14 protein-coding genes are annotated in these 16749 nt (G+C 40.6%); 13 read left to right on the forward strand and 1 reads right to left on the reverse strand.

Going from position 1 to position 16749, the window contains the following annotated elements:
• Positions 1-34: 34 nt before the first annotated feature.
• From K0S23_RS07435 to K0S23_RS07490, 12 genes are all read left to right on the forward strand, one after another.
• The gene (locus K0S23_RS07435; protein WP_300355798.1) at positions 35-271 is read left to right on the forward strand and encodes a GIY-YIG nuclease family protein; all 237 of its coding nucleotides are present in this window, start codon (positions 35-37) and stop codon (positions 269-271) included.
• A gap of 384 nt (positions 272-655) precedes the next feature.
• Positions 656-1213, forward strand: a complete 558-nt coding sequence (locus K0S23_RS07440; protein ID WP_300355799.1) for an AraC family transcriptional regulator — start codon at positions 656-658, stop codon at positions 1211-1213.
• A 187-nt stretch (positions 1214-1400) separates the two neighbouring features.
• Positions 1401-1790, forward strand: a complete 390-nt coding sequence (locus K0S23_RS07445; protein WP_300355800.1) for a hypothetical protein — start codon at positions 1401-1403, stop codon at positions 1788-1790.
• Positions 1791-1904: 114 nt separating this feature from the next.
• Positions 1905-3212 (forward strand): T9SS type A sorting domain-containing protein, encoded by a 1308-nt coding sequence (locus K0S23_RS07450; RefSeq protein WP_300355801.1) that lies wholly within the window; start codon positions 1905-1907, stop codon positions 3210-3212.
• A gap of 207 nt (positions 3213-3419) precedes the next feature.
• The gene (locus K0S23_RS07455) at positions 3420-4700 is read left to right on the forward strand and encodes a sorbosone dehydrogenase family protein (protein WP_300355802.1); all 1281 of its coding nucleotides are present in this window, start codon (positions 3420-3422) and stop codon (positions 4698-4700) included.
• Between the two features lie 9 nt (positions 4701-4709).
• The gene (locus tag K0S23_RS07460) at positions 4710-6764 is read left to right on the forward strand and encodes a TonB-dependent receptor (protein WP_300355803.1); all 2055 of its coding nucleotides are present in this window, start codon (positions 4710-4712) and stop codon (positions 6762-6764) included.
• A 58-nt stretch (positions 6765-6822) separates the two neighbouring features.
• Entirely contained in the window at positions 6823-7248 is a 426-nt protein-coding gene (locus K0S23_RS07465; RefSeq protein WP_300355804.1) for a DUF1801 domain-containing protein, read from the forward strand.
• A gap of 64 nt (positions 7249-7312) precedes the next feature.
• Positions 7313-8116 (forward strand): hypothetical protein, encoded by an 804-nt coding sequence (locus K0S23_RS07470; RefSeq protein WP_300355805.1) that lies wholly within the window; start codon positions 7313-7315, stop codon positions 8114-8116.
• A gap of 207 nt (positions 8117-8323) precedes the next feature.
• Complete coding sequence (locus K0S23_RS07475; protein ID WP_300355806.1) at positions 8324-9844, forward strand: T9SS type A sorting domain-containing protein; 1521 nt, start codon at positions 8324-8326, stop codon at positions 9842-9844.
• A 74-nt stretch (positions 9845-9918) separates the two neighbouring features.
• Complete coding sequence (locus K0S23_RS07480) at positions 9919-10767, forward strand: helix-turn-helix domain-containing protein (protein WP_300355807.1); 849 nt, start codon at positions 9919-9921, stop codon at positions 10765-10767.
• A gap of 75 nt (positions 10768-10842) precedes the next feature.
• Positions 10843-11094, forward strand: coding sequence for a hypothetical protein (locus tag K0S23_RS07485; RefSeq protein WP_300355808.1), 252 nt, complete (start codon positions 10843-10845; stop codon positions 11092-11094).
• A 41-nt stretch (positions 11095-11135) separates the two neighbouring features.
• Positions 11136-11732, forward strand: coding sequence for a short chain dehydrogenase (locus K0S23_RS07490; RefSeq protein ID WP_300355809.1), 597 nt, complete (start codon positions 11136-11138; stop codon positions 11730-11732).
• 7 nt (positions 11733-11739) lie between these two features.
• Here K0S23_RS07490 and K0S23_RS07495 read toward each other — a convergent pair whose 3' ends face one another.
• Positions 11740-14757, reverse strand: a complete 3018-nt coding sequence (locus K0S23_RS07495; protein ID WP_300355810.1) for a T9SS type A sorting domain-containing protein — start codon at positions 14755-14757, stop codon at positions 11740-11742.
• A gap of 317 nt (positions 14758-15074) precedes the next feature.
• Here K0S23_RS07495 and K0S23_RS07500 point away from each other — a divergent pair, with 317 nt between their 5' ends.
• Positions 15075-16733, forward strand: a complete 1659-nt coding sequence (locus tag K0S23_RS07500; protein ID WP_300355811.1) for a T9SS type A sorting domain-containing protein — start codon at positions 15075-15077, stop codon at positions 16731-16733.
• Positions 16734-16749 lie beyond the last annotated feature (16 nt).

Genomic DNA, 16749 nt, shown 5'->3' on the forward strand with positions numbered 1-16749 from the left:
TCTTAAGTAGAGAACAACAAAATAATTATCACTAATGCAATACGTTTACCTACTCAAATGCTCTGATGGAACAACTTATACAGGTTGCACTCAAAATATCGAAGAACGATTAAAAAGACATAATAAAGGCGAGATCCATTATACTTCAACCCGGCTTCCACTAGAACTAATCACTTATATCGCATTCACTGATAAATACAAAGCATTTCATTTTGAGAAATATTTAAAATCTGGTTCTGGAAAGGCATTTTTGAATAAGCGTTTTTTATGATTCTTGATTTCATTAAGTTGCTTAACCTTCAAACTGATTCGATCCCTTTGCACGAGAGGTGTTGTATTTAGATTTTTTGATAGTACCGAATCTTAATTATTACTAGCCAACATCATCGTTCGGGCTTTCTTTTTGATCAAACTGACGATGTCCTGATAGTCGGGATTCGACTAAGTTGATTGCAAATATTTCAGCTAAGTGTCAAGTTTTCAAAGTGTGAAAGAAGCATAAAACATTCCTGAAAGATTTGTTAGGACATAATTAAGACCTACCTTATAACTAACCAAAGGGATTAAAATAGTTTATAGCGAGCTATTTTCTTGGGGTCCTGAAACCAAAACAACTAAATAGACAGAATTAGTTTTAATTTAAAAGTTTAGTGTTTTGAAATTATTTATAAAGTATATGGTCAGTCTTCGTTGTAAGATGGTCGTGAAGGAAGAATTAGAAAGTTTGGGTTTACAACTCGCAAGAGTTGATTTAGGAGTCGTTGAACTCCGGGATAAAATTCCCGAGGAAGTAATTGAAAAATTACGCAAAAATCTAACAAGGTGCGGATTGGAATTACTTGATGACCGGACAAGTATCCTGATTGAACAAATCAAAGGTGTTATTATTGAAATGATCCATTACTCTGATGAATCTCCTAAAATGAATTATTCGGATTATATCAGCGAAAAATTGAAGTACGATTATACGTATCTATCGAATTTGTTTTCCAAAGTAAAGGGGATGACGATTCAGCAGTTCATTATTATGAACAAGGTTGAGCGTGTAAAAGAACTCCTGATGTACGACGAATTGAATTTGACGGAAATTTCCTATAAACTCAATTACAGCAGTGTAGCGCATATGTCCAATCAATTCAAAAAAGTCACGGGACTCTCGCCTTCAAGTTATAAGCAGTCGAATGTAAAGAGAACCAGCCTGGAAAATTTTTGATAGTATATATTCACTATTCATACAATCAAAGTTGATTGTAATGTAGGAAATGTGTAAATCGTTTATGGAGAATTGTATATTTTTCAATTCTCCATTCCATATCTTAGGATTTATTGAAAGTTGAATAACAAACAAGTTAATTCATGCTGGAATGAAAGCTTCATCGGGTCTCTTAAAAATTTTCGATATGGAAAATTATAAAAAGGATTTTATCCATTTCGAGCAAGTAATTAATCCTACCGTTAAAACCGAACTTTTACTTGGAAGATCTTACCAATTCGATTTGGGTTACAGAAGAGTAAATGAGAGGGGGAAAGATTTCATGATGAAATTCAGAATCTTAGTCCCAAAAAGCAGGGATGAAGCTGTAGTAATAATTCATGGTTACAAATTTTCAGTTCACAATACATTCGTCATAAATCAGAACCTTGAAAAAGTGGCTGATTTTTTCACCTTTCTTGTCCTTAAATCTTTGAAACAAGTTAATAAATCACTTCCCGAAGGGAAAATTGAACTCCCACCACATAAATCACTTTTAAAGGCTATTCTTTTAATGCTCATTTCCAGGTCTAATTGATCCTGGTAATTCTTCGTCCGACAGAAAAACTTTAACTAGTCTGTATAGGACAGGCAACCTTTGACCATCTTGAATTGTATATATGTCACAAGACATTAAAACAAAACAAATACAATGAAAACTATTCGAATTAATATACTCCTGTTGTTACTGATCCTGGCAGGGAACTCTTTTGGTCAGCTGACTTATTTGGGAACACCTGCTCAAAAATTAACTTATACTACCAACGCACTTATAAAATTAAAGCAAGACACCCTCTATGTGCCGACCGAAAACGGCTTGTTCAAAAAATCGGTCATGTCTACCGATACACTCTGGATTCCCGCGGGATTTCAAGGAATGAAAATAAATGATTTTGTATTGATCGGACCGGACTCGATTATTTGCGTTGTTGATAGTACGGAAGGAAATACGGTATTTAAATCAATCAATAACGGGATGTCCTTTTCGAATGTCACAAATGGTTTTGGCGGTACGGGAATTGATTTTCTGCAAGGAACCAGAATTGATGTGAATCCGGAGAACCATCATGAAATTATCGCAATGACCGGATCATGCGTTGCCCGTTCTACTGATTTTTGTGCGAGCTGGACACCGATTTATCTGGATTGGGGATATTCGCTCTACCAGCCTTGTGTGCTCCGCTATCACCCCTTGAACAGCGCCCGGATGTATTCCGGAGGTGAGCTTTCACTTTTTGACTCTTATTTGGCATACTCCTTTGATTCGGGAACAAACTGGACAATGTCGGCTGTGGAATCCAATAATGCTGTAAATGGTATTGCCTTCCATCCGACAAGCGCTGATACTATTTTTATAGGAAAAGAGGGCAAGATAACCCGCTCTGCTGACGGAGGTGTTACCTGGTCGGATGTGTTTCCAACTCCCAACTATGAATACATTTATGCGATTGTTTACGATGAAAACAATTCTAACATCCTGTATGCGGCAGGTGCGGTAAACGGAGTTAATGATATCGTCCGGATTTTCAGAAGTCTTGATGGCGGCACAAGCTGGGCGGAATGGGTAACACAATCCTTCCCCAACAGTGATAAACAGGTAATAAGCATGGTGATGTACAACACTGTTTTATGTCTGCTTACCCGTGATCATAATGCGAATTTAACGGGTGTATATAAACTGGATCCTTCTACCGCATCTGTTCCTGAAATAGCAAATAATAAAATCAGCATTTTCCCCAATCCATTTTCTTCGGAGACAACTTTGCATACCGACAAACCCTTAAAGAATGCAACTCTCACAATAGAGAATTCTTTCGGTCAGACAGTGAAACGATTAAAACATATTTCCGGAGAATCAGTTACTCTTTCCCGCGTCAATCTCCCGAACGGCATGTATGTTATCCGCCTGAGAGAAGGAAACGAAGTCTATACGGGAAAATTAATAATCACCGACAACTGATTTCGATATAGTCATTTTTAAACTTGGCTTTTAGATTAACAAAGCAATCCTAAAAAGGGAAGACCGTTTTACGAAAGTTTAACGGTCTTTTTTTTGATTAACCTGTGATTTTCATAAGCTATTTCTGAAATTGTATAACAATTATTGCAAGGAAGGTGACTAATTTTTATTCCTAAAGAATTGTCAACTGCTTAAAAATAATTGGATATGAAACAGATTATTTTCTTTTTGGGCTTACTCATATTCCCAATATCAGCCCTTACACAAACAAAAAAACAAGTACAGGAAGATACTTTGCCTGCTCCGTTTGCTACTAAATCCACAAGGAATTTATGTAAAGTGATCGGCTGGGGAGATCAAAAGCCTGTTGCGCCAAGTGGTTTTGTGGTTGAGAAATTCGCCGAGGGATTTGATAATCCGCGCTGGATGTATGTGACGCCTAACGGTGATGTTCTGGTTGCCGAATCAAATACCAACCTTTCTGTTGTGGAACAAGTGGGAGGGGCCATAATCGGTGCGGGCCAATCAAATACCTTACGCCGGAGCGCAGACCGGATCACTTTGTTGCGTGATACGAATAAGGACGGAATTCCCGACCTGAAAGATACTTTGCTCACAGGATTGAACCAGCCTTTCGGTATGCTGGTTATCGGGAACTGGCTATATGTTGCAAACACCGATGCCCTGGTTCGTTTTCCTTACAAAGCCGGACAAACTGAAATCACAGCCAAGGCTGAAAAAATTGCGGACATTCCTGCCAATGACAAGAATCAGCACTGGACCCGGAATATTATTGCGAATGAAGACAATACCAGAATTTATATTGCTGTAGGTTCGGGAAGTAACATTGCCGAAGGCGGGATTGATAAAGAATTATTGCGTGCTAATATCCTGGAAGTGAATTTAGACGGTTCGGACCTGAAAGTTTATGCTTCCGGACTGAGAAATCCGGTTGGAATGGGTTGGGCTCCGGGTACCAAAACACTTTGGACGGTGGTCAATGAGCGCGATGAACTGGGAGATGAACTCGTTCCTGATTACCTCACAAGTGTTCAAAGAGGCGGATTTTACGGGTGGCCTTATTGCTATTTTGGTCAGCATATGGATCCGCGTGTGAAAGAAACACAGCCCGAATTGGTAAAGAAAACAATTGTGCCCGATGTGAACTTAGGTGCTCATACGGCATCCTTAGGCTTGGCTTTTTATACCGGAACTGCATTTCCTAAAAAATACCAGGGTGGTGTGTTTATTTCTCAGCATGGTTCATGGAACCGTTCGGTGTTATCCGGGTATAAAGTTGTTTTTGTTCCTTTTGCAAAAGGGAAGCCTTCAGGTAAACCGGAAGATTTTTTAACCGGGTACATTGCCGACCTCGAAAAGGATGAAGTGCGCGGAAGACCTGTGGGGCTGACGTTATTGCCCGATGGTTCACTTTTGGTCGCGGACGATGTGACAAACACCATTTGGAGAGTTCGTGCCGGTAAGTAATAACAACGTATGAAAAAGGCAGGCGTCTTAGTTTTTATTGCAATGAGTTGTGCTTGCATGGGGCATGCACAGAATGACTCTATCCGAACCCTGGGAGAAGTGACTGTAAATGCTTATCCTTCCAAACCCCTTCTTTTGCATTCTGCATCCAGCGTGTCAATTATCGGGCAAGAGCAGATTCGTGATTATACCAATCAATCACTGGTACCGGTGATGAACTCAGTTCCCGGCGTCCGTATGGAAGAACGTTCTCCGGGCAGTTACCGTCTATCCATCCGGGGTAGTTTATTGCGGTCGCCGTTCGGGATTAGGAACGTTAAGATCTATTTGGATGAATTTCCTTTGACAGATGCGGGAGGTAATACCTATTTAAACCTAATCAACGCAGGCAGTATCCATGCTATTCAAATCATCAAAGGACCTGATGGCAGCATGTTCGGAGCAAATACAGGCGGCGTGATTCTTCTCGATCCGGAAAATAGATCAGATTCAGCGATAGCAGGTGTTTCCATCAAAACGGGCTCATACGGTTTGTTTGACGAGCAGCTAAGTTTTGATAAAAAGTGGAAACGTTATTCTTTAAGTATCGATCAGTCGTATCAGCGCTCAGATGGTTACCGGGAAAACAGTGCCTTACAACGAAATTACCTTCATGCTATACAAAAATGGAACTATAAAAAAGGGAGCGTGAAGTTATTGCTTTTAGGGTCACATCTTCATTATGAAACACCGGGCGGACTTACCTTATTACAAGCAGAAGCAAATCCCCGGCAAGCGAGATTGGCAACTGCAACTTTACCGGGAGCATCAGAACAAAAGGCCGGTATTTACAACACCACGGCTTATGCCGGAATTTCCAATGAATTTCATTTTTCACCCATTTTTAAACACGTACTTACCTTGTTTGGCAGCTATACCGATTTCAAAAATCCCTTCATTACCAATTATGAAACACGGAAAGAACAATCTTCGGGTGTTCGTACTTATTTTGAATTGGGAAAAAAATGGACTATCCTGGATTGGAAATGGGATTTGGGAGTTGAATGGCAGCAAACCAAAAGCCGGATTGCCAATTATGACAATAATTCGGGGAGTAAAGGAGAACTGCAGGCATCCGATAATCTGAAAGTGACCCAAAATTTCATATTTACTCAGTTTTCCCTATTAATTAATAAGCGGCTGGGGTTGGAAGCTGCACTTAGTTTGAATCAATATTTCTACCATTTTAAGAATACCTTTCCTGATCCACAGGAGGCGTTTACAAGAAGAGAATTAACTCCACAGTTCATGCCGCGTGCCGGGATCTCCTATCGCATTATCCGTCAGCTAGTTTGGCGGGCATCGGTCAGTAAAGGATATTCTCCGCCAACTTTAGCAGAAATCCGTCCATCAAACAACACGATCTACAGCGACCTGCAATCCGAATCAGGTTGGAATTATGAAACGGGTTTTCGTTTTAAGTCATTGAATCATCGCTGGTATGGGGATGTGGCGGTGTTTAGATTTGATTTGCAGCAGGCAATTGTGAGAAGGGTAGATGACAATGGAGTTGAATATTTTGTGAATGCAGGTGGTACAAATCAAACCGGACTGGAACTTCAATTGTCCGGAGAACTTGTCCGTCACCAGACACAAGGTTTCATACGTGGGTTGGATGTTCAAAACAGTTTTACGTATTCTGATTTTACATTTACCAATTATTCCATTGATGCCATCTCGTACTCAGGAAACAAACTAACCGGCGTTCCGAAGTTTGTAAATGTCACCAGCCTGAAACTCTTTTTTCCTTTAGGCTTCAGTTTATTCTTTTCGGATAACTACACCGACAAAATACCGCTGAATGATGGTAATTCTGCTTATGCTTCGTCATATCACTTATTCTGCTCAAAACTGAATTGGGAGTACAGACTTAAAAACAACATTCGTTTTCAGGTATTCGCCGGGGTGGAAAACATCCTGGATGTGTTTTACAGTTTAGGAAATGATTTGAATGCAGCAGGAGGAAGGTACTACAATCCGGCGCCGGGAAGGACTTATTATTTTGGGATCCAGTTAAGGATTTGAGTTTTCGTTTTTTCGAATTATTACGTACTATTGAACTGTCAAAACAAGTCTTCATTTTATGGACGTACAAGAACAGATCAAAGAGTATATTGCCAGCCAACCTGAAGCAAAGCGTGCTGATATGGAAGAACTGCATCGAATTATTCTGGGAATAATGCCGGGATGTAAAACCTGGTTCCTGGATGGGAAGAACAGTGAAAATAAAACGGTTTCCAATCCAAATATCGGATATGGAGTGCAAACCATGAAATACGCCGATGGAAAAACCAGGGAGTTTTATCAAATCGGTATGAGCGCGAACACAACGGGGATTTCTGCCTATATTCTTGGTATTGAGGATAAGAAATACTTGGCTGAAACCTATGGAAAAGATCTCGGTAAAGCGAGTGTAAGTGGATATTGCATTAAGTTCAAAGCGCTGAAAGATATAAATATTGAGGTACTTGAGGCTGCCATACGATATGGGATTACTCAATCACGGTAGCCTGGAAGAAAAAAGCTGGATCAGAACAGTAACCGTAAGCTAACATAGGCATTATCATAAAGCGATGACTAAATTCTTTCTATTTCCATTTTTGCTGCTCCCTCTGTTTTCGGTTGCGCAGGGTATCAGTCAAATTGAACAAGCACTTCATGGAACGTGGCACTTACAACACACAACAGAAGGCTCTATTCCCGATAGTTTGTATTCGCAACTTAAATCCGAGGGCGTCCAGTTTATGGTTTTTGATGAAGAGGAAGAAGCATTTATCAAGTTTTCATTCCTGAGAGAAACGGAAGATTATAGTGATACATACAAAGGTAACTACCGGGTATACCGCGATCAGAAAAGTCATGCTATCCGGATTAAACTGAAAGGACCATTCGCAGGTTGTGAGCAGCGATACATCGAGATTGTTTCAATAAGCGACACCACGCTCACCATTCGATCTTGTATCAATCCCATAGATCTGGTGTTTGTGAAAAGTCCATTGCCCAAGGATCAAATTGTACAAACCAAAGCAACACTTCAGGGTAAATGGAACCATGTTAAAACAGAGCATAGTTGCACTATTGAAGATTCGGTAAAAAGAATTTCCAATCGCTATGATCACGTAGAATCTCTTCAATTTTACCAGGATTCAGTACGGATTTTATTCAGCAAAAATCAGCAAGTGATCAGTTCTGAATATTATATTCATCATGACCTTCGATTTGACTTATTAAGTTTGGAGATTCCAATTTTGTCGAGTCATAAATGTGATGCACCATCTTTTGTTGAGTTAACGAACGATCGAATGGTTCTGTTTTTGTGTGATTGTGATTTTTCCAGGGTGATCTACGAGAAACAATTCGAAGTGAAGGAAGAATAGTTGTTAAGCAATCGTTTGTAAATCAGGTTTTATGGCGCAAATTATTTACTGATTTCCTGTGTAATAAAGAACTGCAGAATCAATTGGTTTGGTTTATCCTGAGTTGTTTTTGGTTTCTGAAAAAAGGCGCTTCCCCCCCCAAATCCAAGCGGGCTGCTTCTTGGTAGAACAAAAAAATCTGTTATCTTTAGACAAACCGGATATACTATGAAATTAAAATGCACCATGACCCTTGCAGCTATTCTGCTGATAACAAACTATTGTTCCGCTACCGAATGGTATGTAGGAGCTACAAGAACATATACTTTGCCCAGCCAGGTGAGAAACCTTGTAGCTGATAATGATACCGTTTATCTTGACGGCGGGATCTATTTAAATGATGCTACAAAATGGACCAAAAAGAATCTGAAGTTTATTGGGCTGGGAACCGGCAGCAACAGAAGTATTCTTCAATTTTCAGGTGATATCGCTAACGGAAAAGGCATCTTTGTTTTTGAATCACCCGGAACAACGGATAATCCATACCTTGAAAACATTGTTTTTGACGGAGCCCGGGTTTCGGATGCCAACGGCGGAAACGGTGCAGGAATCCGATTCCAGGCAAACAATATCACCATCAAGAATTGCCGTTTTGTAAATTGCCAGAACGGAATCCTGGAAGGAAACGGAAGCGTTACTACCAGCAATGTGATTATTCTCGATTCTGAATTTGAAAACAATGGTTACCAATTACCGAATGATCCCACTCATTCGGGATATGAACACCATATTTACATCGGTGCCAGTACAGATACACTATTGGTACAAAATTGTTATTTCCACCATCCCCGCGGACAGGCGAATTCAATAAAGACGCGGGCTCAAAGAAGCTATATTCTGTATAATTTAATTGATGAGGAAGCAACGGGTTACGGAAGCTGGGAGCTGAATATAGCCCAGGGAGGAATGAATGTGATTATTGGAAATGTGTTCATTCAGGGTACTTCCGGTGCCAATCACGGAATTATTGGATACGACGCGGCTACTAATCCGCTGGAAGATTTTTATTTCGTGAACAATACGGTGATTAATCAATATCCGGGCAACATCAAGTATTTCAATACCGTTCCATCTTCAGGAATAAATACGTTCAAAATCTATAACAACATTTTTGCCTCGGTTCCGGGTGCCAGTAATACCTTATTCAGCACCAATACACCGGCTGCCCTGGATTCTGCTGGGAATGTGTTGTCGTTGAACTATTCAACTTTCGGCTTTGCTGACATCAGCTCAAATGATTATTCACTTACTGCAGTTGCATCAGCTGCAATTGATCAGGGTGTAAATGCGGGTGCTACTTCATTGGCTTATTCATTACTTCCGGCTTATATGTATCAGTCAAACACATCAGCTTTAATGTCCAGAATCACTTCAGGAAGTGCAATTGATATCGGCGCATATGAATATGCAGGCTTCGCATCAATTGATCCGGAATTTCTATTGGAAGACTTGATCGTATATCCCAATCCTTCTTCGGGCTTGGTGTATATAAATCTTCAAATGCCTGAGGATAAGCAAACAGGAACAATTGAGGTGTACAACACTCTTGGAGCACTCGTGTTTTCAGATTTAAACACGCAGTGGACGGAAACTTACCTGCTGGATTTATCGTCATCGCCTGAAGGTGTTTACCTGCTTAAGATCAATAGCGGGGAGACAGTTACTGAGAAAAAGATTGTGATCCGGTAAACTTCTTTTTGATTCGCTGAAATTGAGTCATTGTAAGGACTAAACTTTAACTTTGAATTCAAGTCTAACAGATAATGGAAATTCCGGTAAGACAGATTTCAGATACGGATCGGATTGAACTGTTCAATATTAGAACAATTGAAGCTTTATTGGATGGGAAATCCATAAATCATGATCTGCACAGACATACTTATTTTTTCATACTTGCTATCCGGAACGGTTCGGGAAAACACGAAATTGATTTTATAGATTATCCGGTTGGTGATCATATGATTTTCATACTTCGCCCCGGGCAGGTTCATCAGTTAAACCTGGATAAAAACTCCCGGGGATTTTTAATGGAATTCAATTCGGAATTTTACTTCCAAACCGATACTGCAAGCAAACAACGTTTCGGGAAAGCGACTTCCAAAAGTTTTTGCTCCTTGGCGCAACTCCGATTTGACCGGCTTTATGATATCCTGGCTGCTATTCATACCGAATATATCCATAAACAAGCAGGGTATTCTGATGTGATCAGGGCAAACATGGACATTTTTTTTATTGAATACCTGCGGGAAAGTAAGTCGCCTGATCAAAGACGGATTACCTCATTCTCATATGAACAGGAACGTTTTGAGGCGTTTCAGGAATTGCTGGAAACCAATGTTGTAAGCCATATACCGGTGATCCGGTATGCTGAGATGCTGGGCCTTTCGGTATATCAACTCAACCGGATTGCGAAAAACGTAGCAGGAAAAACGGTTTCCGAATTGATTAACGACCAACTCATTTTGGAATCTAAAAGATCTCTTTTAGCAACCTTGAGTCAGGTAAAGGATATCGCTTACTCTTTGGGTTTTGAGGATGTCTCTTACTTTATCCGGTTCTTCAAAAAACATACGGGGTCTTCTCCCGAAGCGTTTAGAAATCATTTTAAATAAATCCTGTTAAAGTCAATAATTGTCCTGTACCCAGGACTTTTATCGCATGTACTTTTGTCGGAAACTAATTCATTCATGAGTATGAAGACAAAAGCCCGATTAATGATGGCATTGAAAATTTGGATTGTCATTTATCCTTCCATTACATTTTTTCTGTTCCTTTTCTCAAAATCCTTATCCGGATTAGCGCTTTATGAGCGTACATTCTTATTGACAATTACCCTCGTTCCATGGACCGTATTTGTAGGTGTCCCATTAGTGGATATTCTTTTAAACTATGTTTTAAATAAGAGAAAAAAGCAAAGTGAAGATTCTGATCCCGAATAGTTAAATTCTCACGCAAATATTAAACTTTAAATTAAATCAATATGAAAATCATTCTGGTAGGTGCCTCAGGTACTATGGGAAAACACTTGGTTAAAGCCTTTGAAAATGAGCATGAAATCATCAAAGCAGGTTCCAAAAGCGGAGATATCCTGGTGGATATTACATCAACCGAATCAATTGAAAATATGTTCAGGGAGGCAGGAGAATTCGATGCACTAATTTCTACTGCGGGTCCAACGCATGTGGGATCCTGGAAAACACTTAATGATCAAACTTTCAGAAAAGGTGTTGAAGGAAAAATGATGGGACAAATCAATCTTGTCCTGATCGGTCAGCATTACATTAATTCAAAGGGATCGTTTACTTTAATTAGCGGAGCTCTTTCCCACGATCCCCAATTGAATTTTGCTAATGCTTCGGCTGCAAACGGCGCTATAGAAGGCTTTGTAAGGGCAGCAGCAATAGAGCTTGAAAATGGTATACGGATTAATGCGGTCAGTCCGACAGTTATTGAAAATTCCCGACAATATTTTCCTTATTTTCCGGGAGATATTCCGGTAACAATGAAACAATTGGAATACGGATTTCGGAAAAGTGTTTTCGGAGCAAATACAGGACAGATTATCAAACCGTATTAATCCTGAATTATTTGGCAGGCAAAACCATTAATTTACGGGTAAACAGTTCCGAGGATGTTTGCAGAATAACGGAATACATCCCCGCTGTCAGTTTATTCTCCAGGTCCAATAAATATTCATCCTTATTTCCGGGATAAATGGTTTTTGAATAGATCGTTTTACCCGACAAATCCGTAATGAATAAGACGCTTTCGTTTTTCGGTAAATCCCTGAGATGAAAATGTAACTGATTATCACTAACAGATAATGGATTCGGATAAATTGAAAAAGCGTAACCATCGGGAAGATCCATGTTTACGGCCTCCATACCGAGGTAAACAAATTTACCATCAGTATCGGTTTGTTTGAGTCTGTAATAAGAAACTCCGTTCCAGGGATCGAAATCGTGAAGCGTATAATTTTGCACCGATTGATTGTTTTCACCTGCCTGAACAATGCCCACTTCCTCGAAAGAAGTACCGTCATTGCTTTTTTCAACTGTGAAATAATCGTTGTCGTTTTCTGTTTGAGTTACCCAATTAACATCTACTTTCCTTCCATTGATCAGAACGTTAAAGCTGAGTAATTCTACGGGCAAAGAATTTGCTGCCTGGGTTGAAGCCAATGTAAAAGGACTGAAACTGCTTACGGCTGCACCGCTAATAATGGTCCCGGCAGCAGCAGACCCGGTTGTTCCTCCGTTTCCTTCGTCAGTCCAGGAACTTCCATTCCACCTGGAAACACGCAATGATGAAACATCGGTAATATAGGATGCCCCGCAATCAGGTGTGTTCCAGCTCAAAGTTACACTTACATTCGATGTTCCGTTGGTACGGTCAAGAATCCAGTATTCACAAGAACTCAAAGTGGCGAATGAAGGATCATACGTTGTGTAATCACCATACGACTGGCCTGCTTTGAAATACTGTGCAGTAAAATGGTCCGTTGCATTTCCGGGAGCGGAAATTGAAATACCCCTGTATATCCCGCTATTTCCAACAGGAAAGGTAAAGGCGCTATTCCCTGTTTTTCTTACCGGACCGTTTACGTGACTCGCATTGCCAAAACCTGAAGCAGTACTTCCTGATATGAAATTCAGATAATTGCTTGCTGTAGAATTGATGATCCCACTTGTGAATGTTGCTGTCAAGCCGATATTCAAAGGCGCATTCAGTGTAAGTGTACCTGCAGATTTATTCATTACAAAACGCTGGATCAATGGAGTTGAGCTGGCGGATGTTAGCGATTGATTGCTTCCCCCGGTAAATTCAACAATTCCCGCTCCACTTCCGAATGTGATGCTTGTAGCACTATTTATAACGATGTCACTTGAAAAATAACTGGTCGAATTGTATGCAGGAGACATCGCACCGGAAGAGGATTGAACAAATGTAATCGCCGCATTATAGGTGTCACCTGTTGTATTTCCCAGTCGCCATTCTGCAGTACTGCTGTTTGTGAGGTTGGTTGTTCCATTGAATATATTCGATCCGTTTGAAAGCGTTGCGGTATTTCCATTTTTGACCATGTCTGCGGTTCCGTTATAGGTGCAACCATTCAAATAAATTTGCGGGGCAGTAAAATTCACATTTCCATTAAAGACACAGGAAGGTCCGATCCGCAGGATTCCTGTTCCGGTAAACGTCAGGTTTTGGGCAGTTCCACCAACGGTTGTTCCCTGTGTGAATCTTCTGATTTCAAGTGCTCCGCCTGAAAACCCGGTGCCACCGACACTGATTGTTTTTCCTTCGGCCATGCTGGAAGCTCCCGGTGCATTCCATCCGATGGTAACTCCCACTCCTGCGGTTGAGTTCACAATAATATTCCCGTTAAACCGTGTTCCTGCTGAAATATCAGATAATCCGACCGAAGATGATCCGGTATTAATAAGGGTGAGGTCTGTATTAAAAGTGTCGGCAACCGTCGCTGCCGTTACAAAATATCCGGTCCCGGAATTGACAAGCGTTGTTGCCCCATTGAATATGTTTCCACCGGTTCCGGAATTATTGGTTGCACCTTTCTTTTCCAGGTAAGCTGTCCGGTTGTAGGTACAGTCATTCAAATAAATTTGAGGAGTACGGAAATCCACATCGCCATTGAAAGTTGAAAGGGGGCCCAGATACAGGATTCCGGTACCGGTAAAAATCAAACTTTGCGGGGTAGTTCCAAGTTGGGTGAAGCACTTCAACAGAAGCCTTCCTGCTGAAAACCCGGTGCTACCTACCGTAATTGTTTTCCCACTGGCTAATGTGGATGATATGGCGGTTCCGGGTCCGTTCCCAAAGGTAATTCCGGCACTAGCGGTACCATTGGTGGAGTTGATAATGATGTTTCCGTTATATTGGTTTCCAATTGAATGATCGGACATGGCGATCCAGGCTGAACCGGTATTTGTCAGGGTTAAATCGGTATGAAAGATATCGGGTGTAATAAAAGCCGTTGCAAAAAAACCGCTTCCTGAGTTTGATAAGGTAGTAAGACCGTGAAATACGTTTCCTCCGTTACCCAGATTATTGGTTCCACCTGTCTTAGCCAATGAAGTTGTGCCATAAAAGGTACTGCCGTTTAAATAAATTTGCCCGGCAGAACAAGTTAAAACAGGGGCAAAGGAAGTGCTTGCTCCAAAGGTCGTTCCGCTGAAAGTAACGATCCCCGTAGTGCTTATAGCACAGCTTGCTGCAGTTCCCAGACTATTTGTAATGGTTCCGGAAGAAAAGGTCATGTTGGCAGTACTTGATACAGTCAGGTTGTTTCCATTCAGGTCGATAGTACCGCTATATCCGCTGCTTGTCATTCCGCCGATGGTTGGTGCAATATTAAGAATACAGTTACCGTTACTTCCGCCTGCACCATCGTAAATTGCAAAATCACCCGAGCCCGGAACAGAAGCTCCACCGGTTCCACCCGAAGTGGCTGACCAATTGGCAATATCATCCCAGTTTGCTGTTACTGTAGCTATCCAATAGCGATTGGCAGCTAATGTTCCCTTTGCGAAAAGGAAGAACAATCCGAATAGAAGAATGAGTTTTGTATTATTGATCCGCATAGTGATTATAATTAACAGGACGTTATTAACTTAACAAAAATACAGCTAAAAAACTACTCATTTCTATTATTTGGGGTTATTTACCATTTGGATCGAAGGTCTAACTGATTATTTTCAACCTTCACGTCCTTTTATCCGATTCAATGCAGAATCCTAGTGAGCTTTTTAGTATTTGATATGCTCTGAAACAGACCGTTTGCCGGATCCGTCACTTTTTCAACACCTGCTTTTTTTGTCAATGGCAACAGAACATACGATATTTGGCTTAACTAACATTTTAAATGAGACAATATATGTCAATAAAACCTTTTCATTTAATGCTGCTAAGCAACTTGATTCTCATAGCCCTGAGCACAGAATCATTTGGACAAAACTTACAGTGGACAAAACAAATAGGTAGTGCCGGATGGGATGAAGGAACTTCCATAAAAACAGACCAGAATAACCAAGTTTATACAGTGGGACTTTTTATCGGGACTGTGGATTTTGATCCGGGTACTGGGGTTTTTAACCTGACCTCTGTGGGAGAAAAGGATGCCTTTGTATGTAAATTTGATGCTGCCGGTAATTTTATCTGGGCGAAACAATACGGAGATAGTGCAGCTATTGATGAAAAAAGTTCGCTCGACATAGATGCTTCAGGTAATCTGTATATCACGAATTCTTTTTTGGGAACCGTAGATTTTGATCCGGGTGCCGGAAGCTTTAATTTAACCTCTCAAGGGGTGGACAGGGATGTTTTTGTCCAGAAATTGGATCCAGATGGTAATTTTATCTGGGCCAAACAGATTGGGGGACCATTTGTTCCTTCATTTCCAACTCCTGCTCACAGCAATGCGATCTCAGTTGATCCATCCGGAAATTTGTACCTGACCGGCTATTTTGACGGAACAATAGATTTTGATCCGGATGCAACGTTGACCTTCAATATGACTTCTCAATTCAATGCCAGTGATGTTTTTATATGTAAATTAAATTCGGACGGAGATTTTGTTTGGGCCAAACAATTCACCGGCACCCTATCTAATGGTGGAGTTGGTTATGCTATTGACGTAGACGATAGTGGTAATGTATATTCTACCGGAACAATCGGAGGCGGAGTTGATTTTGATCCGGGTCCGGGTACTTTTTATCTTAATCAGTCGGTGTCTCTTCAAACTGAAATTTATCTTAGCAAATTAGATGCATCAGGCAATTTCGTTTGGGCGAAAGCAATGGGGCCGGGTGATGGTTCTGCCATTTTGGTGGACGGAAATAGTAATGTATATTCCAGTGGTTGGACTCCTTCCGGGTACATAGCTGCTATCAACAAGCATGATTCGGCCGGTAATCTTCTATGGGCGAAAGAACTTGGCGGACTAAGCGGGGAATCTATAGCATTGGATAACAACGGCAATGTATACACAGCAGGTCTTTGTTTTGGTACAAACGATTTTGATCCGGGACCGGGAGTTTTTAATCTTACGGGAGGAAGCAGCGACTCTTATATCAGTAAGTTGGATTCTTCGGGTAATTTCATTTGGGCCGGTTTGTTAACGGGAACCGATCAGGTTTGGGTAAATTCCATAGATACGGATACGAATAACAATGTTTATACTATAGGTTATTTTGACGGAACAGCTGATTTTGATCCTTCCGCAACTGTTTTTAACCTGACTGCTCCGGCTATGGCTTATGACATTTTTATCCATAAACTAAGCACAAATGTGGTTGCAGGAATTACCCAAAATAGTTTTGAAGAAGAAATCACAATATACCCGAACCCAACCGAGGGTGAGCTTGTGATTGAATTTGCAAAAGAAAAAGATGACCTGGATTTGGTTCTCAGGAATAGTTTCGGACAAGTAATTAATACAAAATTTATAAGTACTGAAAAAGGGATAGAACTACAAATTAACGGAGAGAGTGGTATTTATTTGTTGGAAGTATCCGATGATAATAATCACAAGGCGGTGCTTAAAATTATCAAGAAATAAACTACTTGTAAGAAAG

It is taken from the genome of Fluviicola sp. (assembly GCF_029266855.1).
Taxonomy (GTDB): domain Bacteria; phylum Bacteroidota; class Bacteroidia; order Flavobacteriales_D; family Crocinitomicaceae; genus Fluviicola.

Bases quoted from the DNA above. Each gene is read 5' to 3' on its own strand.
- K0S23_RS07435 (WP_300355798.1), top strand. From the start codon at position 35: ATGCAATACGTTTACCTACTCAAATGCTCTGATGGAACAACTTATACA.
- K0S23_RS07445 (WP_300355800.1), top strand. From the start codon at position 1,401: ATGGAAAATTATAAAAAGGATTTTATCCATTTCGAGCAAGTAATTAAT.
- K0S23_RS07450 (WP_300355801.1), top strand. From the start codon at position 1,905: ATGAAAACTATTCGAATTAATATACTCCTGTTGTTACTGATCCTGGCA.
- K0S23_RS07455 (WP_300355802.1), top strand. From the start codon at position 3,420: ATGAAACAGATTATTTTCTTTTTGGGCTTACTCATATTCCCAATATCA.
- K0S23_RS07460 (WP_300355803.1), top strand. From the start codon at position 4,710: ATGAAAAAGGCAGGCGTCTTAGTTTTTATTGCAATGAGTTGTGCTTGC.
- K0S23_RS07465 (WP_300355804.1), top strand. From the start codon at position 6,823: ATGGACGTACAAGAACAGATCAAAGAGTATATTGCCAGCCAACCTGAA.
- K0S23_RS07470 (WP_300355805.1), top strand. From the start codon at position 7,313: ATGACTAAATTCTTTCTATTTCCATTTTTGCTGCTCCCTCTGTTTTCG.
- K0S23_RS07475 (WP_300355806.1), top strand. From the start codon at position 8,324: ATGAAATTAAAATGCACCATGACCCTTGCAGCTATTCTGCTGATAACA.
- K0S23_RS07480 (WP_300355807.1), top strand. From the start codon at position 9,919: ATGGAAATTCCGGTAAGACAGATTTCAGATACGGATCGGATTGAACTG.
- K0S23_RS07485 (WP_300355808.1), top strand. From the start codon at position 10,843: ATGAGTATGAAGACAAAAGCCCGATTAATGATGGCATTGAAAATTTGG.
- K0S23_RS07490 (WP_300355809.1), top strand. From the start codon at position 11,136: ATGAAAATCATTCTGGTAGGTGCCTCAGGTACTATGGGAAAACACTTG.
- K0S23_RS07495 (WP_300355810.1), bottom strand. From the start codon at position 14,757: ATGCGGATCAATAATACAAAACTCATTCTTCTATTCGGATTGTTCTTC.
- K0S23_RS07500 (WP_300355811.1), top strand. From the start codon at position 15,075: ATGCTGCTAAGCAACTTGATTCTCATAGCCCTGAGCACAGAATCATTT.